This is a genomic window from Synechococcus sp. CCAP 1479/10 (assembly GCF_019038515.1).
Classification (GTDB): domain Bacteria; phylum Cyanobacteriota; class Cyanobacteriia; order PCC-6307; family Cyanobiaceae; genus Cyanobium.
In genome coordinates, this window is record NZ_JAFKRJ010000034.1 from 122,257 (window position 1) to 145,504 (window position 23,248).

The following is a 23,248-nucleotide window of genomic DNA, read 5'->3' on the forward strand; positions in this document are numbered from 1 at the left end:
TGGGGCGATCGGGGAGCTGAGCCGGAAGCTACCCCTGCCGTCCCGGGGCCGCCAGGGCAGGGGGGGTGACCCGCCGGGCAGCCGCCGGTGGGGAGGCGGGGTTACGCTCTGCCTTTCTGATCGAAGGCATGGCCAGGGTCGGCGTGCTGCTGCTGAACCTCGGCGGTCCGGAGCGGATCGAGGACGTCGGGCCATTCCTCTACAACCTGTTCTCCGATCCGGAGATCATCCGCCTGCCCACGCCGGCGCTGCAGAAACCCCTGGCCTGGCTGATCAGCACCCTGCGCAGCGGCAAGTCGAAGGAGGCCTACCGCTCCATCGGCGGCGGCTCTCCCCTGCGCCGCATCACCGAGCAGCAGGCCAGGGAGCTGCAGAGCCGCCTGCGCCAGGAGGGTGTCGATGCCACCAGCTACGTGGCGATGCGCTACTGGCACCCCTTCACCGAATCGGCGGTGGGCGACATCAAGGCCGACGGCGTGGAGGAGGTGGTGGTGCTGCCGCTCTATCCCCACTTCTCGATCAGCACCAGCGGCTCCAGCTTCCGGGAGCTGCAGCGCCTCCGCCAGGCCGACCCGGCCTTCCGCCGCCTGCCGATCCGCTGCATCCGCAGCTGGTACGACCATCCCGGCTACATCAATGCCATGGCCGGGCTGATCGCCCGGGAGATCGGCAACTGCGAGACACCGGCGTCGGCCCACATCTTCTTCAGTGCCCACGGGGTGCCCAAGAGCTACGTGGAGGAGGCCGGCGACCCCTATCAGAAGGAGATCGAGGCCTGCGCCGCGCTGGTGATGGAGCGCCTCGAACAGCTGCTGGGCCATCCCAACCCCTCCACCCTCGCCTACCAGAGCCGGGTGGGGCCGGTGGAATGGCTCAAGCCCTACACCGAGGATGCCCTGCGGGAACTCGGGGAGCAGGGCGTCCAGGAGCTGGTGGTGGTGCCGATCAGCTTCGTCAGCGAACACATCGAGACCCTCGAAGAGATCGACATCGAGTATCGGGAGATCGCCACCGAGGCCGGCATCAGCCACTTCCGCCGGGTGCCGGCCCTCGACACCGACCCCACCTTCATCCAGGGCCTCGCCGACCTGGTCCACGAAGCCATGGCGGGCCCGGAGGTGAACCTCGACATGGCGGCCCAGCTGCCCAAGAAGGTGAAGCTCTACCCCCAGGACAAATGGGCCTGGGGCTGGAACAACAGCTCCGAGGTCTGGAATGGTCGCCTGGCGATGGTCGGATTCTCCGCTTTTCTGCTGGAATTGCTCACAGGTCACGGCCCGCTGCATGCCCTTGGACTGCTCTGACCGCCCAAGGCGCACCGGCCTGCGGAGCCGTTCGCTGGTGATCGCCGCCACCCTGGGGCTGAGCAGCCAGACCCTGCCCGCCGAGGCCCGCAACGCCAGCCTCTGGGTCAGGGGGGTGTTTCCGGTGGCGAGCTTCGCCGGCTACACGAGCGGTTTCGGCATGCGCTCCCATCCCCTCAGCGGCGACGTCCGTCCCCACTACGGCATCGACATCGCCGCGCCCCTGGGATCGCCGATCCGCAGCTGGTGGGCCGGAACGGTGAGCGAGGTGATCGTCGACGGTGGCTGCGGCAACGGACTGGTGATCCGCTCGGGCAGCTACGAACACATCTACTGCCACCTCGGAGGCCAGGCCGGCAACGGTGTCTACCGCAGCGGCGGCGTCCTGCTCCGGGAGGGGCAGCGGGTGGCCACCGGCCAGGTGATCGGCCATGTCGGCCTCACGGGCAGCACCACCGGCCCCCACCTCCACTGGGGCATGCGTTACCGGGGCGCCTGGATGGATCCGGCCCGAGTGTTGCGGGCCATGGCGGAGAGCCGCCGTCAGCGCAACCCAAACCCCCTCCAGCGACCTAACCTTGGTGTCTTCCGCTGATGGTTCCGAGACCCCTGCCCGGATGCCTGGCTCCCGGGCCGACCGCTCTCCCATCCTGACGATTTCCTCCCCTTCGCCCGACCCCAGCCGCCGCCGTGACGCTCACGCCCCTTCCCTCCGCCATCGCCGCCGCCGGGACCAGCAGCCCCAGTGCTCCCGCCCCTGAGGCGTCGCAGCCGTCGTCGGCGCCGATGCGGGTGAGCGGGGCCTACGCCCTGATGGATGCCCTGCACCGCCACGGCGTCCGCCACATCTTCGGCTATCCAGGCGGAGCGATCCTGCCCATCTACGACGAGCTCCACAAGGCGGAGGCCCGGGGCTGGCTGAAGCACATCCTGGTGCGCCATGAGCAGGGCGGCACCCACGCCGCCGATGCCTACGCCCGCGCCACCGGCCAGGTGGGCGTCTGCTTCGGCACCTCCGGCCCAGGTGCCACCAACCTGGTCACCGGCATCGCCACGGCCCAGATGGATTCGGTGCCGATGGTGGTCATCACCGGCCAGGTGCCCCGGGCCGCCATCGGCACCGACGCCTTCCAGGAAACCGACATCTTCGGCATCACCCTGCCGATCGTGAAGCACTCCTGGGTGGTGCGCGACCCGGCCGACATCGGCCGCATCGTGGCGGAGGCCTTCCTGATCGCCGCCAGCGGCCGCCCGGGCCCGGTGCTGATCGACGTGCCCAAGGATGTGGGTGCGGAGGAGTTCGACTACACCCCCGTGGCTCCGGGATCGGCGATCCCCTCGGGCTTCAAGCGTTCGCCGGCCCCCAGACCGGAAGCCATCGAGGACGCCCTGACCCTGATCCGCCAGGCCCGCCGCCCCCTGCTCTACGTCGGTGGCGGCGCCATCGCCTCCGACGCCCACGCCGAGGTGCACCAGCTGGCCGAACGCTTCCGGCTGCCGGTCACCACCACCCTGATGGGCAAGGGGGCCTTCGACGAGAACCATCCCCTGGCCGTCGGCATGCTCGGCATGCACGGCACCGCCTACGCCAACTTCGCCGTCACCGAGTGCGACCTGCTGATCGCCGTCGGGGCCCGCTTCGATGACCGGGTCACCGGCCGCCTCGACAGCTTCGCCCCCCGGGCCCAGGTGATCCACATCGACATCGATGCGGCCGAGGTGGGCAAGAACCGGGTTCCCGAGGTGCCGGTCGTCTCCGATGTCAAGCAGGCCCTGGAGGCCCTGCTGCAGGCCTCGGTCGGCGAAGGCTCCAACCGCCGCACCGACGCCTGGCTCGAGCGCATCGACACCTGGAAGCACCACTACCCCCTGGTGATCCCCCAGCCCACCGGCGAGATCGCGCCGCAGGAGGTGGTGATCGCCCTGCGGGAGCTGGCCTCCGAGGCCTTCTTCACCACCGACGTGGGCCAGCACCAGATGTGGGCGGCCCAGTTCCTGCGCAACGGACCCCGGCGCTGGATCAGCAGTGCCGGCCTGGGCACCATGGGCTTCGGCATGCCCGCCGCCATGGGCGTCCAGACGGCCTTCCCCGACGAGACGGTGATTTGTGTGGCAGGTGATGCCAGCATCCTGATGAACATCCAGGAGCTGGGCACCCTCAGCCAGTACCAGCTGCCGGTGAAGGTGGTGGTGCTCAACAACGGCTGGCAGGGGATGGTGCGTCAGTGGCAGGAGAGCTTCTACGAAGAGCGCTACTCCAGTTCCGAGATGACCGGCGGCATGCCCGATTTCCCCGCTCTCGCCGAAGCCTTCGGCGTCAAGGGCATCGGCATCACCGACCGGGACCAGCTGCGGTCCGGTCTGGCCGAGGCGCTGGCCCATCCGGGTCCGGTGTTCGTCGATGTGCGCGTGCGCCGCAACGAGAACTGCTACCCGATGGTGCCCCCCGGCGCCAGCAACGCCCAGATGGTGGGCCTGCCCAGCCATCCCGAGCTGGCCATCGACACCATCCGCCAGTGCAATGCCTGCGGCAGCACCACCGCCAGTGCCCACCTGTTCTGTCCCAGTTGCGGCGCCAAACTCTGAACCTCCTCGCGCTCCTGCTGGCCCTGGTGATCGCCTTTCCGGGTGCTGCGGCGGCTGCGGAGGTGTTCCAGGTGCGCAGCGGCACCCTGCTCCAGGTGGGTGATGGCAACCGCAGCTACCCCGTGGAACTGGCCTGCATGGAACTGGCGCCAGGCCAGGAAACCGAGGCGATCAGCTGGCTGCGGCAGGCCCTGCCCCGCCGCACCAGGGTGAACCTGCGCCCCATGGGCCAGCGGGACGGCACCCTGCTGGCCAGGGTGAGCCTGCTGGCCGGTGGCGACGACATCGCCGACGGCCTGATCGCTGCCGGCCTGGCCCGTCCGGAGGCCTGTCCATGAGCCTCAACCGCACCGCCAAGGGCATCGTGCTGGTGCCCACCCTGCTGCTGGGCGGGGCCTTCCTGGCCGCCGGCACCTGGGTCGACGGTCCCGCCGCCGCCAACCGGGGCCTGGCCCTCACCCTCGGCGGCATCCTCATGGGAGCCGGCCTGCTGGCCCAGCTGCTGCCCGAATCCGACCCGACCCCCACCGACCCCAACCCGGACCCCAACCCGGACCCCAACCCGGACGCCAACCCCGAACCCTGAGGGACGACCAAAGATCACAGCCCGGCGCCGGCACGGGTGGGCGGGCCCAGAGTTGGCTCAGTCAGGGCGAAGGGGATGCGGGACTCCGATCGGCTCGTCGTACCCCTGGCCCGGGTCGGCCTCGACGCCATCGCCGAGGTGGGCGGCAAGAACGCCTCCCTGGGCGAGATGATCCAGCGGCTGGAACCCGCCGGCGTCCGGGTGCCGGGGGGCTTCGCCACCACAGCCGCCGCCTACCGGCTGTTCATCGCCGCCAACGGGCTCAGGCCGGTCCTGGCCGAGCTGCTCGACGGGCTGGATGCCGACGACCTGGCGGCCCTGCAGGCGGCCGGCCAGGGGGCCCGGGAGCGGCTGGGCCGGGCGGAACTGCCACCGCCGCTGGCCCAGGCGATCCTGGCCGCCTACCGGGAGCTCAGCGATGAACTGGCCTCCGGCGGGGGGCTGGCCTCCGGCGGTGGCCCGGCCGTGGTGGCGGTGCGCTCCAGCGCCACGGCCGAGGATCTGCCGGAAGCCAGCTTCGCCGGGCAGCAGGAGACCTTTCTGCACGTCGAGGGGGAGGCGGCGCTGCTGGAGGCCTGCCGGCGCTGCTACGCGTCGCTGTTCACCGATCGGGCCATCGTCTACCGGCAGCAGCACGGCTTCGATCACCTGGAGGTGGCCCTCTCGATCGGGGTGCAGCGCATGGTGCGCTCCGATCTGGCCAGTTCCGGGGTGATGTTCAGCATCGACTCCGAAACCGGCTTCCGCGACGCCGTGCTGCTGACCGCCGCCTGGGGGCTGGGGGAGAACGTCGTGCAGGGCGCCGTGAACCCCGATGAGTGGCTGATCTTCAAGCCCACGCTCGAGCAGGGGTTCGCCCCGATCCTGAGCCGGCGGCTGGGCAGCAAGGCCCTGCGGATGGTCTATGCCGACCCCACCGGCGGCGATGGCCGGGCCGTACGCAACGAGGCCGTGTCCCCGGAGGACAGCCGCCGCTTCGCCCTCAGCGACGCAGAGGCGCTGACGCTGGCGCGCTGGGCCTGCGTGATCGAACGCCACTACGGCGAGCGCCGCGGCGTGCCCACGCCGATGGACATCGAATGGGCCAAGGACGGCCTCAGCGGCGAGCTGTTCATCCTCCAGGCCCGACCGGAAACGGTGGAATCCCGCCGGGGCGCGGCGGTGCTGCGCAGCTGGCACCTGGAGCCGCACACGGCCGAAGAGATCACCAGCGGCCGGGCCATCGGTGCCTCGGTGAGCAGCGGCCGGGCCCGGGTGATCAGCGATCCCGGCGAGATCGCCCGGTTCATGAACGGCGACCTGCTGGTGACCCGCCGCACGGACCCCGACTGGGAGCCGATCCTGCGCAAGGCCAGCGGGGTGGTCACCGACCAGGGGGGCCGCACCTGCCACGCGGCGATCATCGCCCGGGAGATGGGCCTGACGGCGATCGTCGGCACGGGCGACGGCACCGCGCGGATCGCCGACGGTGACAGCATCACCCTGAGCTGCTGCGAAGGGGACGTGGGCCACGTCTACCGGGGGGCGGTGCCGTTCCGGGTGGAGGAGCAGGCCATCGGCGACCTGCCGGCCACCCGCACCCGGATCCTGATGAACGTGGGGAACCCCGAGGAGGCCTTCCACCTGGCCTCGATCCCCTGCGACGGCGTGGGCCTGGCCCGGCTGGAGTTCATCATCGCCAACCACATCCGGGTACACCCGATGGCCCTGCTCCAGCCCGGGCGGGTGACGGCGGCGGTCGACCGGGCGGCCATCGCTGAGCTGGTGGCGGGGTACGACGCGCCGGCCGACTACTACGTGGACCTGCTCAGCCAGGGCATGGCCCGGATCGCCGCCGCCTTCCATCCCCGGCCGGTGATCCTGCGCTTCTCCGACTTCAAGAGCAACGAGTACGCCCGCCTGCTGGGCGGAGCGGCGTTCGAGCCGGCGGAGGAGAACCCGATGATCGGCTGGCGCGGGGCGTCGCGCTACTACGCCCCCGCCTTCCGCCCCGCCTTCGCGCTGGAGTGCCGGGCCCTGCGCCGGGTGCGGGAGTCGATGGGGCTGGCCAACGTGATCCCGATGGTCCCCTTCTGCCGCACCCCCGAGGAGGGGGACCGGGTGCTGGAGGTCATGGCCGGCGAGGGGCTGGTGCGGGGGAAGGACGGCCTGGAGGTGTACGTGATGTGCGAACTGCCGAGCAACGTGATCGGCGCCGAGGCCTTCGCCGAGCGTTTCGACGGCTTCTCGATCGGCTCCAACGACCTCACCCAGCTCACCCTGGGGCTCGACCGGGACTCGGCCCTGGTGGCGGACCTGTTCGACGAGCGGCATCCCACCGTCAAGGACATGATCCGGCTGGCGATCCGCACGGCCCGGCGCTGCGGCCGCAAGATCGGCATCTGCGGCCAGGCCCCCAGCGACTACCCCGACTTCGCCCGTTTCCTGGTGGAGGAGGGGATCGACTCGATCAGCCTCAACCCCGATGCGGTGGTGCCCACCCGCATCGCCATCGCCGCCCTGGAGGCCGAGCTGGACGCCGCCGGCCCGGCGGGCAGGGCCTGACGGGGCCGGTCTCCGGTTCCCCTCAGCAAGCGGCCTGGCGGATCAGCAAGCGGCCTGGCGGAGCCGCACCGGCTCAGAGCTTGCCGGCGCACCGACCCCCTCGAACCAGAGACGCCAGAGCAGCAGGGCATGGGCACCGCAGCGCACCGCGCAGAGCGCCGCCAGACCCATGCAGAGGGGGCAATGAGCCAGACCCATCCGAAATCCGGCCCCAGGCGCGATCAGGTTCCACCTTCGCACCTTCTGCGGCGGATCGGCAGGGGACGCCACAAGCGTTGGCCCCCGTCCGGCGCGTTGGCGCCCGCCCCGCCGTGCCCTAGAACGCCAGCAGCCCTCCAACCGCCACGGCCGTGCTGCGCCTCAGCGAGCTGAAACTGCCGCTCGATCACAGCGCCACCGACCTGGAGGCGGCCATCACCCAGCGGCTGCGGCTCGCCCCCGGTGAGCTGCGCGGCCATCACCTGGTCAAGCGCAGCGTCGATGCCCGGCGGCGCGGTGCCATCGCCCTGGTGTACTGCCTCGACCTGGAGCTCGAAGGCGGCGCCAGACGCCGCCTGCTGCGCCGCTTCGCCGGCGACCCCCACCTGCGTCCGACACCGGACAGCCGCTACCGCCCCGTAGCCCGGGCCGAGGGGACCGGCGCGGAGCTGCGCCCGGTCGTGGTGGGCGCCGGACCCTGCGGCTACTTCGCCGCCCTGCTGCTGGCCCAGATGGGCTGGCGGCCGCTGCTGCTGGAGCGCGGCAAGGCGGTGAAGGAGCGCACCGCGGACACCTTCGGCTTCTGGCAGGGCCGCCGCCGCTTCGATCCCGGCTCCAATGCCCAGTTCGGCGAAGGGGGAGCCGGCACCTTCTCCGACGGCAAGCTCTACAGCCAGGTGAGCGAGAACCCCGCCTACATCCGCAAGGTGCTGGAGGAGCTGGTGGCGGCCGGGGCCGATCCGGAGATCCTCACCCTGCACCACCCCCACATCGGCACCTTCAAGCTGGCCACGGTGGTGCGGGGGCTGCGGGCCCGGATCGAGGCCCTGGGGGGCGAGGTCCGTTTCGGTCAGCATGTGGTCGAACTGCTGCTGGGGGACGGACCCGAGCGGCGCCTGGCGGGCGTACGGCTGGCCGACGGGACGGCCATCGCCACCCAGCATCTGGTGCTGGCTCCGGGCCACAGCGCCCGGGACACCTTCGCGATGCTGCACCGCCTCGGCGTGGCCATGGAGCCGAAGCCCTTTGCGATCGGAGTGCGGATCGAGCATCCCCAGGCCCTGGTCGACCGGGCCCGCTGGGGGGAGGCGGCCGGCCATCCGCGGCTGGGCCCCGCCGAGTACAAGCTGGTGCACCACTGCAACGGCGAAGGGGAGGCCGGCGCCGGCCGCAGCGTCTACAGCTTCTGCATGTGCCCCGGAGGACTGGTGGTGGGGGCCACCTCGGAGGAGGGCTGCGTGGTCACCAACGGCATGAGCCAGCACTCGCGCCGGGAGCGCAATGCCAACAGCGGCCTGGTGGTGCCGATCACCCCGGAGGATCTGGCGCCCTACGCCCAGGAGGGGGAGGAGGCCCTGGCCGGGATCGCCTTCCAGCGCCACTGGGAGCGGCAGGCCTTCGACGCCGGCGGCGGCGACTATCGGGCACCGGCCCAGTGGCTGGAGGATTTCCTGGAGCACAGACCCAGCCGGGAGTCCCCCCCGGAGGCGGTGGTGGGGTCGTACCAGCCCGGCCTGCGCTTCGGCAGCCTGGACGGCTGCCTGCCGGCCTACGTGCTCGACGCGATCCGGGAGGCCCTGCCGGTCTTCGCCCGCCGCATCCCGGGCTACGCCATGGCGGGGGCCCTGCTGACCGGCGTCGAGACCCGCACCTCCTCGCCCCTGCGACTGCAGCGCCACCCCACCGGGCTCGAGAGCCTCAACACCCCGGGACTCTTCCCAGCCGGAGAGGGGGCCGGCCATGCCGGCGGCATCCTCTCAGCGGCGATCGACGGCATCAAGGTGGCCGAAGCGGTGGCCCTCAGCCTTGCGACACCACACCGCTCCACTGCACCGCCCTGACCCCGTCGCGGCGCCAGGAATGGAACAGGGCCGCTTCGGCCATGGTGCAGAGCGGGCAGAGGCCGATCCGCTCCGGGGCGATCCCCTGCCGTTCCAGCTGCAACGCCGTGGCCCGTCGGATGTCCAGCCGATCCCGGCCGGGGGCGGGATCCGGCAGCAGGGCGCCGCAGCGCTCCAGATCGGCCAGGGCCCGCTCCTCCGGCGGCGGCCCGCTGCCCTCGGCCGCCATGGCGGCGGCCACCTGCAGGGTCACGGAGCGTTCCACCTGGTAGCGGAAGCCGGCCACGGCCGGACCCAGCGCCACCACAAGCCGGTCCCGGCTGGCGCCGTCCGCCACCAGCCCTTCGATCGCCGCCGGCACGATCCTGGCCGCGACCCCGCGCCAGCCCGCGTGGCAGGCCGCCACCCGGCCGCTGGCGGGGTCGGCGATCAGCACGGGGGTGCAGTCGGCCCCGCACACCCAGAGGCTCTGGCCGCCCCGGTCGCTGCGCAGTCCATCGGCCTCCGGCCAGGGGTCCCGGTCGGCGGCGGAGGCGGCCAGCACTGCACCGCCATGCACCTGGCGGGTGCGGTGCACGCTGACGCCGGCGCTGAGGGCACCGGCCAGCTCCTCGGGCGGCCGCCCCTGCCACTGGCGGGTGAAGAAGCCGTGCTCAAAGGCCGCCAGCAGGTCGCACTGGAGATAGTGGCCGCCATAGGTGCCCACCCAGGTCCAGCCGGGAAGGTCGTTGAAGCCGGCATCGGGCCGATCGAAGGGGGGCTCGAGCGCCTCAGCCATGCGCCTCAGCCTTCGGGCAGGTCGCGCAGCAGCCAGAAGCCCTCGAGGCTGGAGGCCTCCTCGCTGGCCTGGATGGCGATGAACTGCAGACCGCCGGCCCGCTCCCTGGCCTCCGCCAGGGCCTTCTGGGCCAGCCGTGCCTCCTCCTCCGGCAGTCGCGCCAGGATCCAGCGATCCTCGAGGCCGGCCTCCAGCACCAGCTGGCCGCCGCTGACCTCCAGCCGGGTCGGCTCCAGGCCGGACAGCCAGCCGGCGATGGCCAGGGCCCGCCGGCGGCTGAACAGCCGGATGCCGGGCACCGGAGTGGCGGGATCAATGTCGGAGGGAAGGGCCACCAGGCCGGGGAAGGCGATCTCCCAGCCGCCGGCCTCGGCCAGCGTGGCGGCCGGCAGGGTGGCCCAGCCCCAGCTGTCGCCCCGGGCCGCCTCCGGCAGGGGCAGGGCCACGGGGGGAATCGGCTGCGGTGGCGGGGCGAGGGGGCCGGCCATGTAGCCGGGCTCCAGGGGGTAGACGCTGGCCTGCCGCTCCCGCAGCCACTCGACCAGGCCGTAGCAACGCCGGCTCGGCACCAGCTCCAGGCCGAGCCCTTCGGCCGCCCGCTGCACCATGGCCCGCATCGAGCCGCGCCAGCAGCGCAGCCGCCGCGGCGGGCCGTAGCCCTGCTCGGCGGCCGCCGCCAGGGCCGCCTCGATCGCCCCGCGCAGCCACTGGGAGTTGACGCTGGCGGCCGGACAGGCCATCGACCAGCGGAAGGGGTCCGGCGCCGGCTGCAGACCCTGCGTCGAGCAGATCAGCAGCTCCCAGCGCTTCTTGCCATCGGCCTCCAGGATCGGCCTGGAGTAGTAGTCGAGCTCCCAGTCAGGGCTGGGTGCCTGCACGGCTGGGCTCATCCTGCGTCCTGTTCCTGCTGGCGCAGCAGCGAGCGGGCCCGGTGGGCCCGGTCCTCGGCCTCGGCCATCACGGTGTCCTTGGCGATCAGCAGCTCGCCGGGGGGACCTTCGAGCAGGGCGGTGTTGAGGGCGATGCGGCCCCGGGCGGGGTCGACGGCGGTGATCAGGGCCTTGAGGTGCTCACCCTGCTGGAACGCCTCGCGCAGATCCCTCAGGGCACCGCCGGTGATCGAGGACTGGTGCAGCAGGCCGCTGACACCGCCCAGGTCGACGAAGAAGCCGTAGGGCTTGATCGACACCACCTGGCCTTCCACGAGCTGGCCCACCTCCAGGGTGGCGAAACGGGCGGCGGTGGCGGCCCGCTTCTCCGAGAGCACCAGCTTGCGGGTCTCGGCGTTGACCTCCAGGAAGGCGACGCCCAGGGTCTGGCCGATGAGGGCCTCGTGGTTCTCACCCTCGTTGAGCTGGGAGCGGGGGATGAAGCCCCGCAGGCCCTCCAGGTCGCAGGTGACACCGCCGCGGTTGAAGCCGTTCACCTTGACCTGCACCACCTTGCCCTCCTTCTCCAGCTGGCGGACCTTCTCCCAGCTCTGGCGCAGGGCCAGGGCGCGGGCACTGATCGTCACCATGCCGTCGGCGTTCTGCTCGCGGGTGACGAGCACCTCGATCGGCAGCCCCTTCGGGAAGCGCTCCTTGAGGTTGGTGATCACCCCCAGGCCGCACTCGCTCTTGGGCATGAAACCGGGGGCCTTGCCGCCGATGTCCACATAGACGCCGTCGCTCTCCATGCCGATCACCACCCCCTGGACCACCTCGCCGGTGGTGCCCACCGGGGCGTTCTCATCGAGGGCGGCGAGGAAGGCCTCCTCGTCGAAGTCGAAATCGTCGACGGTGCGGGCCTGGCGGGAGGACTCCCCAGGGGCGGCCTCGGCGGCGGCGGGGGCCCGGCCGGCCGAGCGCGCCGAACCGCCGCGCCGATCCGTGGCCGGTCCGAGCAGATCGGCCATCGTCAGGCCCTCGATGCCCGCCAGATCGAAGCGGTCGTCATCGTCCGCGGCGGGCGAGGGGGAGCGCACCGGTGCGGCGACCGGGCCGGTGGCCACCGGTGTGGCGCTGGCCGGGCCGGACGCGGTGGGGGCGAGGCGGGCGAGGGGGGTGTCGGTCGCCGCCTCGTCCTCCTTCTTGATCATCAACACCTGGGGGGGCTTGCGCAGCGGCGCCGGGGCCGAACCGGCAGGCCTCGCCGGCGGCGTGGGGCGCTGGGCGGGGTTCCGGGGCTGACGCGGCGCGGGGTTGCCGGTTCCTGCCATGGAGGTCCTCAGCGAAGCACGGGGCTCCACACTGTACGAATCACCCTTCTGAGGCCGCTCCTCCCCCCGCCGATGCCCCCCAGCACCGAGCGACGCCTCGCCAGCCTCAGCTGGCCGACGGTGCGTGAGCAGGCGGCCCGTCCGGGCAGCACGGTGCTCTGGCCCCTGGGCGCCGTCGAGCAGCACGGTCCGCTGCTGCCCCTCGGCACCGATGCCCTGTTCGCCGAACGGGTGGCCGCCGCAGTGCTGGACCGGCTCGATCCCGACCTGCCGATCTGGCGCCTGCCGCTGCAGAGCCTCGGCTTCTCCCCGGAGCACCTGGGCTTCCCGGGAACCCTGAGCCTGCCGGCCGAGCTGCTGATCGACCTGGTGCGGGCCGTCGGCAAAGGCGTCGCGGCGGCGGGCTTCCGGCGGCTGGTGCTCTTCAACGCCCATGGCGGCCAGATCGGCCTGCTGGAGGCGGCGGCCCGGGAGCTGCGGGTGCTGGAACCCGCCCTGGCGGTGCTGCCCTGCTTCCTGTGGCGCGGCGTCGATGGACTGGGGGCGCTGATTCCCGAACCGGAACGCAGCAACGGCCTCCACGCCGGTCTGGCCGAGACCAGCCTGATGCTGTTTCTCGAACCTGGCACCGCCGGGCCCCTCCCCGCCGCCGACGGCCCCGGCGAAGGCCAGGCCCCGCCTGAGGGCTGGAGCCTGGAAGGGGCCTGCCCCAGCGCCTGGCGCACGCAGGAGATCAGTGCCAGCGGCGTGATCGGGGATCCGTCCGGCGCCAGCGAAGCGCTGGGCCGCGAGCTGTTCGGCCGGCTGGTGGAGAGCTGGGAGCGACGGCTGGAGGCCCTGCTGCACAGCGACTGGCCGCCGACATCCGGCGGAGCGTGACTAAAGTCGTGGGATTGCTTATCCCCGTGGTTCCCATGCCCACCGTCGCAACCACCACGTCCGTCGATTCCTCCCTGGATCCGGTGGGCCCGATCGAGGGGAGCGACCTGCCCGACTTCACCACCGACGCCTACAAGGACGCCTACAGCCGCATCAACGCGATCGTCATCGAAGGTGAGCAGGAAGCTCACGACAACTACATGTCCCTCGGCACCCTCCTTCCCGACCAGGCCGAGGAACTGGCCCGCCTGGCCCGCATGGAGCTGAAGCACATGAAGGGCTTCACCGCCTGCGGCAACAACCTCGGCGTGACCGCCGACATGCCCTTCGCCCAGGAGTTCTTCTCCCCCCTGCGCAACAACTTCCAGGCGGCCCTCCAGGAGGGCAAGGTGGTCACCTGCCTGCTGATCCAGGCCCTGCTGATCGAAGCCTTCGCCATCTCGGCCTACCACATCTATATCCCTGTCGCCGATCCGTTCGCCCGCAAGATCACCGAAGGGGTCGTCAAGGACGAGTACACCCACCTCAACTACGGCCAGGAGTGGCTCAAGGCCCATCTCGAGGAGTCCCGCGCCGAGCTGGAGCAGGCCAACCGCGACAACCTCCCCCACGTGCGCCGCATGCTCGAGCGGGTGGCCGCCGACGCCGCCGTGCTCCACATGGAGAAGGAAGACCTGATCGAGGATTTCCTGATCGCCTACCAGGACGCCCTCACCGACATCGGCTTCACCCCCAGGGAGATCGCCCGGATGGCCGCCGCGGCCCTGGTGGGCTGAGCCGCCCCCCTTCCCCACCCCTGGGGAGGATGTAGCGTCGGCGACATCCGGCCCCGCCCCTGCCGCCGCTTTCTCCTTCCTGCATGTTCGGCCTGATCGGTCATTCCACCAGCTTTGAGTCGGCCCGGAACCTGGCGCGAAGCCTGGGTTTCGAGGAGTACGCGGAGGGGGATCTGGACATGTGGTGCAGCGCTCCGCCCCAGCTGGTGGAGCGGATCAGTGTCACCAGCCCCACGGGCAAGCGCATCGAAGGGGCCTACATCGATTCGGTGTTCGTACCCGAGATGCTGAGCCGCTTCAAGACGGCCAAGCGCAAGGTGCTCAACGCCATGGAGCTGGCCCAGAAGACCGGCATCGACATCACCGCCCTGGGGGGCTTCACCTCGATCATCTTCGAGGACTTCAAGCTGCTGCGGGAGCAGCAGGTGCGGGCCACCACCCTCGACTGGACGCGGTTCACCACGGGCAACACCCACACCGCCTGGGTCCTCTGCCGTCAGGTGGAGGACAATGCCCCGAAGCTGGGCATCGACCTGCGCCGGGCAAAGGTGGCGGTGGTGGGCGCCACCGGTGACATCGGCAGCGCCGTCTGCCGCTGGCTCGCCCAGCGCACCGGCGTGCAGGAGCTGCTGCTGGTGGCCCGCCGGCCCCAGCCTCTCGCTGATCTCCAGCAGGAGCTCGGCGGTGGTCGCATCCTGCCCCTGGAGGACGCCCTGGCCGAAGCTGACGTGGTGGTCTGGGTCGCCAGCCTGGCCCAGGCCAGCAACATCGACCCCAGCCAGCTGCCCCGTCCCTGCCTGATGGTCGACGGCGGCTACCCCAAGAACCTGGACACCAGGGCCGCCGGCGACGGCATCCACGTGCTCAAGGGCGGCATCGTCGAATTCGGCTCCGACATCGGCTGGCAGATGATGGAAGCCGCCGAGATGGCCAAACCGCAGCGCCAGATGTTCGCCTGCTTCGCCGAAGCGATGCTGCTGGAGTTCGAAGGGCTGCACACCAACTTCAGCTGGGGCCGCAACAACATCACCCTCGAGAAGATGGACCTGATCGGCGCCGCCTCCCTCCGCCACGGTTTCCAGGCCCTCGGCCTGGAAGTCCCGGCAGCGATCCCCAGTCTCTCCATCACCTGATCCCCCCGCCTGAGAGCCCATGGCCCGCCGCGTTCTGCTGGACTTCGAGAAACCGCTGGTGGAGCTCGAGGAGCAGATCGAGCAGATCCGCCAGCTGGCCCGTGATTCCGAGGTGGACGTGAGCCAGCAGCTGCTGCAGCTGGAAACCCTCGCCACCCGGCGGCGGGAGGAGATCTTCAGCTCCCTCTCCCCGGCCCAGAAGATCCAGGTGGCCCGCCACCCCCAGCGGCCGAGCACCCTCGATTACATCCAGGTCATCACCGACGAGTGGATCGAGCTGCACGGCGACCGCCGCGGCAACGACGATCGCGCCCTGGTGGGCGGTGTGGGTCGCATCGGCGACCAGCCCGTGGTGCTGCTCGGCCACCAGAAGGGCCGCGACATGAAGGAGAACGTGGCGCGCAACTTCGGCATGGCCTCCCCGGGCGGCTACCGCAAGGCGCTGCGGCTGATGGAGCACGCCGATCGCTTCCGCCTGCCGATCCTCAGCTTCATCGACACCCCCGGGGCCTACGCCGGCGTCAAGGCCGAGGAGGAGGGCCAGGGGGAGGCGATCGCCGTGAACCTGCGCGAGATGTTCCGGCTGCGGGTGCCGATCATCGCCGTGGTGATCGGGGAAGGGGGCTCCGGCGGCGCCCTGGGTATCGGCGTGGCCGACCGCCTGCTGATGTTCGAGCACAGCGTCTACACGGTGGCCAGCCCCGAGGCCTGCGCCTCGATCCTCTGGCGCGATGCGGGCAAGGCCCCCGCCGCCGCCGAGGCCCTGCGCATCACCGGCGCCGATCTGCTGCAGCTCGGGCTGGTGGATGCCCTGCTCAAGGAACCCTCCGGGGGCAACCACTGGGCGCCGATGCAGGCCGCCGAAACGCTGCGCCAGGCCCTGCTCAGCCACCTGGCGGAGCTGCAGAGCTGCAGTGAATCCGCCCTGCTGGAGGCCCGCTACGCCAAGTTCCGGCGCATGGGCCAGGTCCTCGAGGGGGCGGCGCCGGATCCCGCCCACGCACCGTAGGGTTTGGCTCCCTGCCGCACCGCCCTTTGCCCGTCGCCCTGATCACCGGTGCCTCCCGCGGCATCGGCGCTGCCACCGCGCGGCGTTTCGCCGCCGAGGGCTACGACCTGCTGCTGGTCGCCCGCACGCTGGCCGACCTTGACGGGCTCGCCACCGAGCTTCGCGGCCTGGGCCGCCGCGTCGAGACCCTGGCCCTTGACCTGAGCCGGCCGGAGGCGATTGCGCCCGCCCTGGCCCAACTGCTCGGGCGCGGTCTGGTGCCTTCGGTGGTGATCAACAACGCCGGTGCCGCCTGGACCGGCCCCCTGGCGGTGATGCCGGTCGAGCGCTGGCAGTGGCTGCTGCAGCTCAACCTCACCAGCGTCTTCCAGGTCTGCCAGGCGGTGCTGCCGGCCCTGCGCCAGGCGGGTGGCGGGCGGATCATCAACGTCAGCAGCCATGCCGCCCGCAACGCCTTTCCCGAGTGGGGGGCCTACTGCGTCAGCAAGGCCGCCCTGGCTTCCTTCAGCCGCTGCCTCGAGGCGGAGGAGCGCTCCGCCGGCATCGCCGTGAGCACCCTCACCCTGGGGGCGGTGAATACACCCCTCTGGGACAGTGAAACCGTCCACAGTTCCTTCGACCGACGTGCCATGCTTTCAGCCGAGCAGGTCGCCGAATCCCTGCTCTACCTTGCGCGGCAACCCCACAGCCAGACGGTTGAGGACCTCACCCTGATGCCGGCCGCCGGAGCCTTCTAACCCCCCTTATGACATCCACCCTCCCCACTGGCCTAAGCGCCCGTCAGGCCGCTCCCGTCACGACCCCCATCCCCGTCAGCCTGCGGATCCGCGAACGGCTCCAGAAGGAAGGGGTCCCGTTTCTGGCCAACGACAACATCTCCGAACACCTGCGCGAGGGTGAGCTCGACCAGCTGGAGATCGAGGTGGCCGGCAAGGTGCGCGACCTGCTGCGCAGCCTGGTGATCGATATCGAGAACGACCACAACACCGAGGAGACGGCCGAGCGGGTCGCCAAGATGTACCTCCACGAGGTGTTCAAGGGCCGCTACCACGAGCAGCCGAAGATCGCCAGCTTCCCCAACGTGAAGCAGCTCGATGAGATCTACACCGTCGGGCCCATCTCCATCCGTTCCGCCTGTTCCCACCACCTGGTGCCGATCCTCGGCAACTGCTGGATCGGCATCAAACCCGGTGAGCGGGTGATCGGCCTGTCGAAGTTCTCCCGCGTCGCCGACTGGGTCTTCTCCCGGCCCCACATCCAGGAGGAGGCGGTGATCATCCTCGCCAACGAGATCGAGCGACTCTGCGAGCCCCTCGGACTGGCGATCCTGGTCAAGGCCCAGCACTACTGCATGAAATGGCGCGGGGTGAAGGAGCCCCAGACCAGCATGGTCAACTCGGTCGTGCGCGGTGATTTCCGCCACGACCCGAGCCTCAAGCAGGAGTTCTTCGAGCTCGTGCGTCAGCAGGAGGCCCTGCTCAGCACCTGAGCCGGCTCAGTTGCCAGCACGGGGCGCCACCGGACCCACCACCTGGGAGACGCTGCGCTGGCTGCCCCCAGGGGTCGGCACCGCCACCACCACCATCACCTGGGAGGCCACATCGGCAGGGGTGAGGGCGTAGGTGGGGCCGCTGGCCCCCTGGATCAGCTGCCACTGAACCTGCCCGGGGGACAGGCGGTACCAGTGGAAGGCGCTCGGGGGCAGGGAGGCCAGCCCTTCGGCGGCCGCCGTGGCCTGGAGCAGGGCCCCCTGCATGGCCTGGCCCTGGAGCAGGAGCTGGTCGAGTCCGGTGATCCGCTGCTCCACCGCCCCCTCGAGCCGCTGATCGCCGGCGATCTGCTGGCGCAGCAGCTGGATCTGCTGCTGGGGGTCGGCCGTCACCCCGGGGACGCACTGGAGTGTGCCGTCCACCAGCTGGCAGCCCACCAGGTCCTGGGCCCGGAGCCCGGGCCCCCCCGGCAGTGCGGCCAGCAGCAGGGCCAGGGGCAGGGCGGCACGGGCTCGCGAAGGGAGGCGGAGGAAGGCCAAGTGGGGGGTTTGGAATCGGGCTGCACCGATCCTGCACCCGGCGGGGCCAATCGCCAATCAACCGCTGCCGGATCCACGCACCGCCGCCACCAGGGCCGCGACCCGCCCCAGGTCCTTGAGGCCGGGGCGCTCCTCCAGGGCACTGGAGGCATCGAGGCCATCGGGCTGCAGCCGGGCCAGCAGCTCGGCCACCGTCCCGGGGCCCACACCACCGGCCAGCCACCATGGCATGGGCGGGCGGAACGCCTCCAGCCATTCGATCGGGATCCGGTGCCCGGTCCCCCCCAGCTGGCCGGGGCACCAGGCGTCGAGCAGCAGGGCCTCCACCACGCCCGCATAGGCAGCCGCCCGCTCCAGATCCTCGGGCGTCCGCACCCGCAGGGCCTTCCATAGGCGCACCCCCAGCCTCCGGCCCAGCTCACGGCAGCGTTCGACGCTCTCCTCACCATGCAGCTGCAGCACCGCATGGCCCCGTCCCGCCGCCAGCTCCTCCAGCTGGTCGTCAGCGGGATCGGCCACCACCAGCACGCCGAAGCAGTCTGGGTGGCCGGCGGCCATGGAGGGGCGGCCGGCGGCCATGGCGGCGAACAATCCGGGCCGCTGCTCCGGCGGCACGTAGCGGGGCGAGCCGGGAACGGCGATGACGCCGATGGCATCGGCTCCCAGGGCCGCGATGGCGGTGGCCTGGGCCGGCTCCCGGAGCCCGCAGATCTTGAGCAGCGGAGTGGTGACCGGAATCGGGGCGGCTGGCCTGTCTTTCTAGGATGGGACGAACAACTCCGGCCACGGCCGGATCTCCGAGCGGACGGTGCCCGTGGGTGAAGGCTGGCAACTGCTGACGATCCGCGGCATTCCCCTGCGCATCCACCCGAGCTGGTTCGTCATCCTGCTGCTCGCCACCCTGGCCTTCCAGCAGCAGTACGCCCTCAGCCTGGGCAGCCAGCTCGCCCCGGCGGCGCTCTGGGCCGTGGCCCTGGTCACGGCCCTGGCCCTGTTCGTCTCCGTGCTGCTGCATGAGCTGGGCCATTCCCTGGTGGCCCTGCGCCAGGGGGTCAAGGTGAAGAGCATCACCCTGTTCCTGCTGGGCGGCGTGGCCAGCGTCGAGCGGGAATGCTCCACCGCCCGCGGCGCCCTGATGGTGGCGGCGGCGGGACCGGCGGTGAGCCTGGTGCTGGGTTTCGGCCTGCTGGCCTCCACCCATGCCGCCAGCCATGTCGCGCCGGTGCTGGGCCAGATGGTGGAACGGCTCGGTGCCCTCAACCTGATCCTGGGCCTGTTCAACCTGCTGCCCGGCCTGCCCCTGGATGGGGGACTGATCGTCAAGGCCCTGGTCTGGCAGTTCTCCGGCAGCCAGCGGCGCGGCGTGGAGGTGGCCAATGCCTGCGGCCGCTTCCTGTCCCTGTTCGCCGTCGGCATGGGGACGGTGCTGCTGCTGCGGGGGGGCGGCATCGCCGGCGCCTGGCTGATCCTGCTCGGCTGGTTCGGCCTCGGGGCGGCCCGCAACCAGAAGCAGATGCTGGTCGTCCAGCAGGCCCTCAAGGATCTCAAGGTCCGCGATGTGGCCCAGCGCCGCTTCCGGGTGCTGGAGGCCGACACCACCCTGCGGGAGCTGAGCCGGATGCGCCTCGGCACCGCGCCGCCGATCGCCGATGCCGGCGACGGCGCTGCCCCCCCCACCGACCAGACGGCCAACGGCCCGGCGGAGTGGCTGCTGGTCTGCGACCGGGGTCGCTGGCAGGGGGTCATCGATGACGCGCCCCTCCAGTCCCTGCCGGTCCAGTGCTGGGACCGGGAGCGGGTGGGCGACCACCTCCAACCCCTCTCCAGCCTGCCCGCGATCCCCGAATCCGCCCCGCTCTGGCAGGCCGCCCTCCAGCTGGACGACGGCAACCACCAGCGGCTGCTGGTGCTCAGTCCGGCGGGACTGCCCTGCGGCACCGTGGAGCGCCCCGAACTGGGGGACGCGGTGCTCAAGAAACTCGGACTGCGGCTCCCCGCCAATCTGCTCACCGTCGCCCGCCGGGAGAACGGCTACCCCCTCGGCATGGCCCTCGGTCAGGTGGCCCGCGGCATGGTCAGCTCCGGGGACGTCTCGCCGCTGACGGACTCGGTGAGCCGATAGCGGGCTCGCTCAGCCGATAACGGGCGAGCAGCGACGCGATCGAGCCCAGCTCCTCCCCACCCAGGGGGGCCAGGGGCGGCAGGGGAGACGGCCGCTGCTCGATGCCGGGATCGGGGCCGGCAGGCCACGGCAGCCAGCGCGCCGCCGAACGGAGCAGGTGCTCCTCCAGGGCGATCCCGGCGAGCGGCAGGGGATCGAGCTCGGGGGGATCGACGCCGAAGACCTCCCGCCAGAGGGCAGGGCAGGGGTCCAGCTGGATCGAACCGTGCTGCAGCAGGTGGCCGCCGCGCCAGAGCTGGGCGCTGCCCACCCGCTTGGCTCCGCTGGCGTGGACCAGGTCGGCGACGGTGCTGGTGGCGAAGCAGCTGCTGCGCTGCAGGCTGGCCGCCTGGCGGCCGCCGTGCAGGGGCAGGTCCATGGCGGCGAAGGCCTCCACCAGCCAGGTGAGGGCCCGGCCGTAGACCTCGGATCGGGGTCCCTGCGGCCGGGGCCACACCAGGGCATAGGTGAGGTCGGCGCCATGGAGCACGGCCCGGCCGCCGCTGGGGCGGCGCACCAGGTCGATGCGCCCCTGGCGCCGCAGGTCCCACCAGTGGGGCTCCAGCCGCTGCTGGTGCCAGCCCAGCGAAAGGGTGGGCCGCGACCAGCGGTAAAGCCGGAAGGCCGGCGCAGGGCCGTCCAGCAGCCAGGCGTCGATGGCCATCTGCCAGTCCCCTTCCAGGCACGTGGACCCGATCCAGCGCATCGGCGCCTCCGGCGGCAGGGGTGGGGCAGGCGGCGCTGTCATGCTGGATTCCCGGCGGAGGGCTGGTGCTGGCGGTGGACAGCGGCCGCCGCGCCCTGGGTCTCTGGTTCGAGGCTCAGGGGATCACGCTCCAGAAGCCGGGATCAAGCTCATAGCCGAGCACGGCGGCCATCTGGCCGAGGTTGGCGCGGCATTCGATCCCCCCGGTGGCGGCCCAGTGGTCGAGCAGGAACAGGCGCTGGGTGATCCAGAGCTCCAGGCTCTCGGGCACGAAGCGGATCCCCTCGGTGGGGCTGAAGCCATGGGGAAGCAGCATGGCCACATGGCGGGTGAGCTGGCCGCCGCTGCGCTCGAGCACCAGGGGCAGCCAGGGATGGAGCGCATCGGCCCGCAGGCTCCACAGCCGCAGTTCCGGGATCTCCGAGAGTTCGCGCGGATCCTCCGCCTCCCGGGGCCAGTCGAAGTCGAGGGCCAGTCCGCTGGCTTCGGTCAGCAGCGCGGCCGGCGCCAGCGACGCCAGGCCCGCCAGGGGGGAGAGGTCGAGGCCGCGCACCTGGGCGGCGGACACCTTCAGGGGCTCGGGGCAGGGTTGGGACGCCATCAAGAGCTGTGACAGGGCAGGGCCGGAGGCTGGACCGTAGCCCGCGATGGCCGAAGAATGGGTCGGTCAAACTCCATTCACCGTCAAGGATATGGTCACTCCGATCAATCAGGCCGAAGTGCTGATCGCCCTCATCGTGGCGGCCCATGCCGGGGTGCTGGCTGTCCGTCTCTGCTTCAGCCTCTACAAAGCCTGAAGCTGCAGCGCCGCTCCCTTGGCAAGGCCCCGGCAGGCTGCTACAAGCGGAGGGCTCGCAGCCTTCCCTCAGGTGCGCCAGACCCAGCCCCAGCCGTCCCGGCGCCAGCCCACCGCTGCACGAAGCTCCACGGGCCGTCCACGGCGTTCCCGGTCCCTGCAGGTGGCCGGGGATGGAGCGGTCGGCCCGTTTTCGCTGCACCCGATTCCCAGCCCCCAGGGCCCGCCGGCGGCCGTCTCCGGCATCGAGCCCGTCCGTGCCGGCGGCGAAGCCGGTGGATACAGCCGTGAAAGCCAGCTGCTGTCCCTGTCTGCCGAGCGGCAGGAGCTGGTCTGCAGCCTGATCGGCCTGGCCGTCAAGCTGGGGCTGGTCGCCCTCACCGGCGTCAGCCTGTTCCGCCTCGCCGGCGCCTACCAGCAGCGCATGGAGAGCCAGGGCGAGATCGCCGCCGTGCTGGAGCTGGAGAACGCCAAGCTGGTCAAGGCCAGGGAACGCTTCGACGCCCTGTTCATGGTGGAGGGGGAGCAGCGCCTGATCCGGGAGCAGAGCCAGTGGATCGCCCCGAATCGCCTGCGGGTGATCTGGCAGTCGAACCGTCCGTTTCCAACTGTTGAATCCGCCGCGTCCGGATCCGGAAACCAGGGCGCCCGTCCGTAGGTTGGGGCCCCCTACGCCCCCGGACCATCCCCGCCATGGTGACCTCCTCCGGTGACACCGCCCTCACCCCCGCCCGCAGCGGCGTTCCCGGAACGGCCCTGATCACCGGCGCCTCCTCCGGTGTCGGTCTGTTCGCCGCCAAGGCCCTGGTGGACCGGGGCTGGCATGTGGTGATGGCCTGCCGGGACACCGACAAGGCCCGGCGGGCCCAGGCGGCCCTGGGCATCCCCGATGCCGCGGTGACCCACCTCAAGGTGGATCTGGCGGATCTGGACAGCGTGCGCGCCCTGGTCGACGCCTTCCATGCCACCGGCCGCCCCCTCGATGCCCTCGTCTGCAACGCGGCGGTCTACCTGCCGCGGCTGAAGCACCCGGAGCGCTCGCCCCAGGGCTACGAGATCTCGATGGCCACCAACCACTTCGGCCATTTCCTGCTGATCCACCTGCTGCTCGACGACCTGAAGCGCTCCAGCCACCCCTCGCGGCGCCTCGTCATCCTGGGCACCGTCACCGCCAACTCCAAGGAGCTGGGGGGCAAGATCCCCATCCCGGCGCCCGCCGATCTCGGCGACCTGTCGGGCTTCGCCGCCGGCTTCAAGGCCCCGATCGCCATGGCCAGCGGCAAGAGCTTCAAGCCGGGCAAGGCCTACAAGGACAGCAAGCTCTGCAACATGATCACCACCCAGGAGCTGCACCGCCGACTGCACGGCAGCACGGGCATCGTGTTCACCTCCCTCTATCCGGGCTGCGTGGCCGACACCCCCCTGTTCCGCCACACCCCGCGGGCCTTCCAGACGATCTTCCCCTGGTTCCAGAAGAACATCACCGGCGGCTATGTGAGCCAGGCCCTGGCGGGCGAACGGGTGGCCCAGGTGGTGGCCGACCCGGACTTCGCCACCTCCGGTGTTCACTGGAGCTGGGGTAACCGGCAGACGAAGGGGGGCAAGCAGTTCAGCCAGGAGCTGTCGGAGAAGGCGAGCAACCCCGTCACCGCCCAGCGGATGTGGGACCTCTCCATGCAGATCCTGGGCCTCCCCTGAGGCGATCCCCGGGCCGGCGCCATT

The 23,248-nt window shown here is 71.3% G+C and carries 25 protein-coding genes; 17 read left to right on the forward strand and 8 right to left on the reverse strand.

Annotated features, from left to right (window positions below):
- Positions 1-128 precede the first annotated feature (128 nt).
- The 6 genes from hemH (at position 129) to ppsA (ending at position 7,020) form a co-directional block, all read left to right on the forward strand.
- Positions 129-1,304 (forward strand): ferrochelatase, encoded by a 1,176-nt coding sequence (gene hemH, locus KUG39_RS13115; protein ID WP_094586840.1) that lies wholly within the window; start codon positions 129-131, stop codon positions 1,302-1,304.
- A gap of 37 nt (positions 1,305-1,341) precedes the next feature.
- The gene (locus tag KUG39_RS13120; RefSeq protein WP_353617643.1) at positions 1,342-1,899 is read left to right on the forward strand and encodes a M23 family metallopeptidase; all 558 of its coding nucleotides are present in this window, start codon (positions 1,342-1,344) and stop codon (positions 1,897-1,899) included.
- A gap of 191 nt (positions 1,900-2,090) precedes the next feature.
- Positions 2,091-3,890 (forward strand): biosynthetic-type acetolactate synthase large subunit, encoded by a 1,800-nt coding sequence (gene ilvB / locus KUG39_RS13125; RefSeq protein ID WP_190611893.1) that lies wholly within the window; start codon positions 2,091-2,093, stop codon positions 3,888-3,890.
- Entirely contained in the window at positions 3,872-4,228 is a 357-nt protein-coding gene (locus tag KUG39_RS13130) for a hypothetical protein (protein ID WP_216915473.1), read from the forward strand. Before ilvB ends, KUG39_RS13130 begins: the two co-directional genes overlap by 19 nt.
- Positions 4,225-4,476 carry a GIVxVP protein gene (locus tag KUG39_RS13135; protein WP_216915475.1) on the forward strand — a complete coding sequence of 84 codons (252 nt, stop codon included), beginning with the start codon at positions 4,225-4,227 and terminating at the stop codon, positions 4,474-4,476. Before KUG39_RS13130 ends, KUG39_RS13135 begins: the two co-directional genes overlap by 4 nt.
- Positions 4,477-4,551: 75 nt before the next feature.
- Entirely contained in the window at positions 4,552-7,020 is a 2,469-nt protein-coding gene (ppsA, locus tag KUG39_RS13140; RefSeq protein WP_216915477.1) for a phosphoenolpyruvate synthase, read from the forward strand.
- Positions 7,021-7,062: 42 nt separating this feature from the next.
- Here ppsA and KUG39_RS13145 read toward each other — a convergent pair whose 3' ends face one another.
- Entirely contained in the window at positions 7,063-7,218 is a 156-nt protein-coding gene (locus KUG39_RS13145) for a hypothetical protein (protein WP_158219578.1), read from the reverse strand.
- 152 nt (positions 7,219-7,370) lie between these two features.
- On the opposite strand from KUG39_RS13145, the gene KUG39_RS13150 reads away from it, so the two are divergent.
- Complete coding sequence (locus KUG39_RS13150; protein ID WP_216915479.1) at positions 7,371-9,059, forward strand: NAD(P)/FAD-dependent oxidoreductase; 1,689 nt, start codon at positions 7,371-7,373, stop codon at positions 9,057-9,059.
- Here the strand turns inward: KUG39_RS13150 and KUG39_RS13155 are convergent.
- The 3 genes from KUG39_RS13155 to KUG39_RS13165 are packed head-to-tail and all read right to left on the reverse strand — an operon-like array spanning position 9,019 to position 12,037.
- Entirely contained in the window at positions 9,019-9,837 is an 819-nt protein-coding gene (locus KUG39_RS13155) for a purine nucleoside phosphorylase YfiH/LACC1 family protein (RefSeq protein WP_216915481.1), read from the reverse strand. The two genes, KUG39_RS13150 and KUG39_RS13155, sit on opposite strands and share 41 nt — an antisense overlap.
- Positions 9,838-9,842: 5 nt before the next feature.
- Positions 9,843-10,727: a Tab2/Atab2 family RNA-binding protein gene (locus KUG39_RS13160; RefSeq protein ID WP_216915483.1), complete on the reverse strand. Its 885-nt coding sequence runs from the start codon at positions 10,725-10,727 to the stop codon at positions 9,843-9,845.
- Positions 10,724-12,037: a S1 RNA-binding domain-containing protein gene (locus KUG39_RS13165; RefSeq protein ID WP_216915485.1), complete on the reverse strand. Its 1,314-nt coding sequence runs from the start codon at positions 12,035-12,037 to the stop codon at positions 10,724-10,726. The genes KUG39_RS13160 and KUG39_RS13165 overlap by 4 nt, the downstream gene beginning before the upstream one ends.
- A gap of 72 nt (positions 12,038-12,109) precedes the next feature.
- Between KUG39_RS13165 and KUG39_RS13170 the strand changes: the two genes are divergently transcribed.
- The 6 genes from KUG39_RS13170 (at position 12,110) to folE (ending at position 17,323) form a co-directional block, all read left to right on the forward strand.
- Positions 12,110-12,916 carry a creatininase family protein gene (locus KUG39_RS13170; RefSeq protein WP_216915487.1) on the forward strand — a complete coding sequence of 269 codons (807 nt, stop codon included), beginning with the start codon at positions 12,110-12,112 and terminating at the stop codon, positions 12,914-12,916.
- A 35-nt stretch (positions 12,917-12,951) separates the two neighbouring features.
- Positions 12,952-13,692, forward strand: a complete 741-nt coding sequence (locus KUG39_RS13175; protein ID WP_094586862.1) for an aldehyde oxygenase (deformylating) — start codon at positions 12,952-12,954, stop codon at positions 13,690-13,692.
- An 83-nt stretch (positions 13,693-13,775) separates the two neighbouring features.
- Positions 13,776-14,825, forward strand: coding sequence for a long-chain acyl-[acyl-carrier-protein] reductase (locus tag KUG39_RS13180; RefSeq protein ID WP_190611789.1), 1,050 nt, complete (start codon positions 13,776-13,778; stop codon positions 14,823-14,825).
- Between the two features lie 19 nt (positions 14,826-14,844).
- A complete protein-coding gene (locus KUG39_RS13185) occupies positions 14,845-15,834 on the forward strand; it encodes an acetyl-CoA carboxylase carboxyltransferase subunit alpha (protein WP_216915489.1) in 990 nt (329 codons plus the stop codon).
- A 26-nt stretch (positions 15,835-15,860) separates the two neighbouring features.
- The gene (locus KUG39_RS13190) at positions 15,861-16,571 is read left to right on the forward strand and encodes an SDR family oxidoreductase (protein ID WP_216915491.1); all 711 of its coding nucleotides are present in this window, start codon (positions 15,861-15,863) and stop codon (positions 16,569-16,571) included.
- An 8-nt stretch (positions 16,572-16,579) separates the two neighbouring features.
- Positions 16,580-17,323 carry a GTP cyclohydrolase I gene (gene folE, locus KUG39_RS13195; protein ID WP_094586870.1) on the forward strand — a complete coding sequence of 248 codons (744 nt, stop codon included), beginning with the start codon at positions 16,580-16,582 and terminating at the stop codon, positions 17,321-17,323.
- Between the two features lie 6 nt (positions 17,324-17,329).
- Here the strand turns inward: folE and KUG39_RS13200 are convergent, their stop codons facing one another.
- Positions 17,330-17,863, reverse strand: coding sequence for a hypothetical protein (locus KUG39_RS13200; RefSeq protein WP_216915493.1), 534 nt, complete (start codon positions 17,861-17,863; stop codon positions 17,330-17,332).
- A 57-nt stretch (positions 17,864-17,920) separates the two neighbouring features.
- Positions 17,921-18,601, reverse strand: a complete 681-nt coding sequence (locus tag KUG39_RS13205) for a phosphoribosylanthranilate isomerase (protein ID WP_216915527.1) — start codon at positions 18,599-18,601, stop codon at positions 17,921-17,923.
- A 76-nt stretch (positions 18,602-18,677) separates the two neighbouring features.
- Here KUG39_RS13205 and KUG39_RS13210 point away from each other — a divergent pair, with 76 nt between their 5' ends.
- Positions 18,678-19,985, forward strand: coding sequence for a site-2 protease family protein (locus KUG39_RS13210; protein WP_216915529.1), 1,308 nt, complete (start codon positions 18,678-18,680; stop codon positions 19,983-19,985).
- Here KUG39_RS13210 and KUG39_RS13215 read toward each other — a convergent pair.
- Positions 19,939-20,772, reverse strand: coding sequence for a lipoyl protein ligase domain-containing protein (locus KUG39_RS13215; protein WP_216915495.1), 834 nt, complete (start codon positions 20,770-20,772; stop codon positions 19,939-19,941). The two genes, KUG39_RS13210 and KUG39_RS13215, sit on opposite strands and share 47 nt — an antisense overlap.
- Positions 20,773-20,845: 73 nt before the next feature.
- Positions 20,846-21,331, reverse strand: coding sequence for a CRR6 family NdhI maturation factor (locus KUG39_RS13220; RefSeq protein ID WP_216915497.1), 486 nt, complete (start codon positions 21,329-21,331; stop codon positions 20,846-20,848).
- 91 nt (positions 21,332-21,422) lie between these two features.
- On the opposite strand from KUG39_RS13220, the gene psaM reads away from it, so the two are divergent.
- The 3 genes from psaM to KUG39_RS13235 all read left to right on the forward strand — a co-directional run bounded on the left by psaM (position 21,423) and on the right by KUG39_RS13235 (position 23,224).
- Positions 21,423-21,527 carry a photosystem I reaction center subunit XII gene (gene psaM, locus KUG39_RS13225; RefSeq protein WP_043325215.1) on the forward strand — a complete coding sequence of 35 codons (105 nt, stop codon included), beginning with the start codon at positions 21,423-21,425 and terminating at the stop codon, positions 21,525-21,527.
- A 162-nt stretch (positions 21,528-21,689) separates the two neighbouring features.
- Positions 21,690-22,184 carry a hypothetical protein gene (locus tag KUG39_RS13230; RefSeq protein ID WP_216915499.1) on the forward strand — a complete coding sequence of 165 codons (495 nt, stop codon included), beginning with the start codon at positions 21,690-21,692 and terminating at the stop codon, positions 22,182-22,184.
- Between the two features lie 35 nt (positions 22,185-22,219).
- Positions 22,220-23,224, forward strand: coding sequence for a protochlorophyllide reductase (locus KUG39_RS13235; protein WP_216915501.1), 1,005 nt, complete (start codon positions 22,220-22,222; stop codon positions 23,222-23,224).
- Positions 23,225-23,248: the final 24 nt, after the last annotated feature.

Coding starts and splice junctions, on each gene's coding strand:
- hemH (WP_094586840.1), top strand. CDS start 129: ATGGCCAGGGTCGGCGTGCTGCTGCTGAACCTCGGCGGTCCGGAGCGG.
- ilvB (WP_190611893.1), top strand. CDS start 2,091: ATGCGGGTGAGCGGGGCCTACGCCCTGATGGATGCCCTGCACCGCCAC.
- KUG39_RS13135 (WP_216915475.1), top strand. CDS start 4,225: ATGAGCCTCAACCGCACCGCCAAGGGCATCGTGCTGGTGCCCACCCTG.
- ppsA (WP_216915477.1), top strand. CDS start 4,552: ATGCGGGACTCCGATCGGCTCGTCGTACCCCTGGCCCGGGTCGGCCTC.
- KUG39_RS13145 (WP_158219578.1), bottom strand. CDS start 7,218: ATGGGTCTGGCTCATTGCCCCCTCTGCATGGGTCTGGCGGCGCTCTGC.
- KUG39_RS13155 (WP_216915481.1), bottom strand. CDS start 9,837: ATGGCTGAGGCGCTCGAGCCCCCCTTCGATCGGCCCGATGCCGGCTTC.
- KUG39_RS13160 (WP_216915483.1), bottom strand. CDS start 10,727: ATGAGCCCAGCCGTGCAGGCACCCAGCCCTGACTGGGAGCTCGACTAC.
- KUG39_RS13165 (WP_216915485.1), bottom strand. CDS start 12,037: ATGGCAGGAACCGGCAACCCCGCGCCGCGTCAGCCCCGGAACCCCGCC.
- KUG39_RS13170 (WP_216915487.1), top strand. CDS start 12,110: ATGCCCCCCAGCACCGAGCGACGCCTCGCCAGCCTCAGCTGGCCGACG.
- KUG39_RS13175 (WP_094586862.1), top strand. CDS start 12,952: ATGCCCACCGTCGCAACCACCACGTCCGTCGATTCCTCCCTGGATCCG.
- KUG39_RS13180 (WP_190611789.1), top strand. CDS start 13,776: ATGTTCGGCCTGATCGGTCATTCCACCAGCTTTGAGTCGGCCCGGAAC.
- KUG39_RS13185 (WP_216915489.1), top strand. CDS start 14,845: ATGGCCCGCCGCGTTCTGCTGGACTTCGAGAAACCGCTGGTGGAGCTC.
- folE (WP_094586870.1), top strand. CDS start 16,580: ATGACATCCACCCTCCCCACTGGCCTAAGCGCCCGTCAGGCCGCTCCC.
- KUG39_RS13215 (WP_216915495.1), bottom strand. CDS start 20,772: ATGACAGCGCCGCCTGCCCCACCCCTGCCGCCGGAGGCGCCGATGCGC.
- KUG39_RS13220 (WP_216915497.1), bottom strand. CDS start 21,331: ATGGCGTCCCAACCCTGCCCCGAGCCCCTGAAGGTGTCCGCCGCCCAG.
- psaM (WP_043325215.1), top strand. CDS start 21,423: ATGGTCACTCCGATCAATCAGGCCGAAGTGCTGATCGCCCTCATCGTG.
- KUG39_RS13235 (WP_216915501.1), top strand. CDS start 22,220: ATGGTGACCTCCTCCGGTGACACCGCCCTCACCCCCGCCCGCAGCGGC.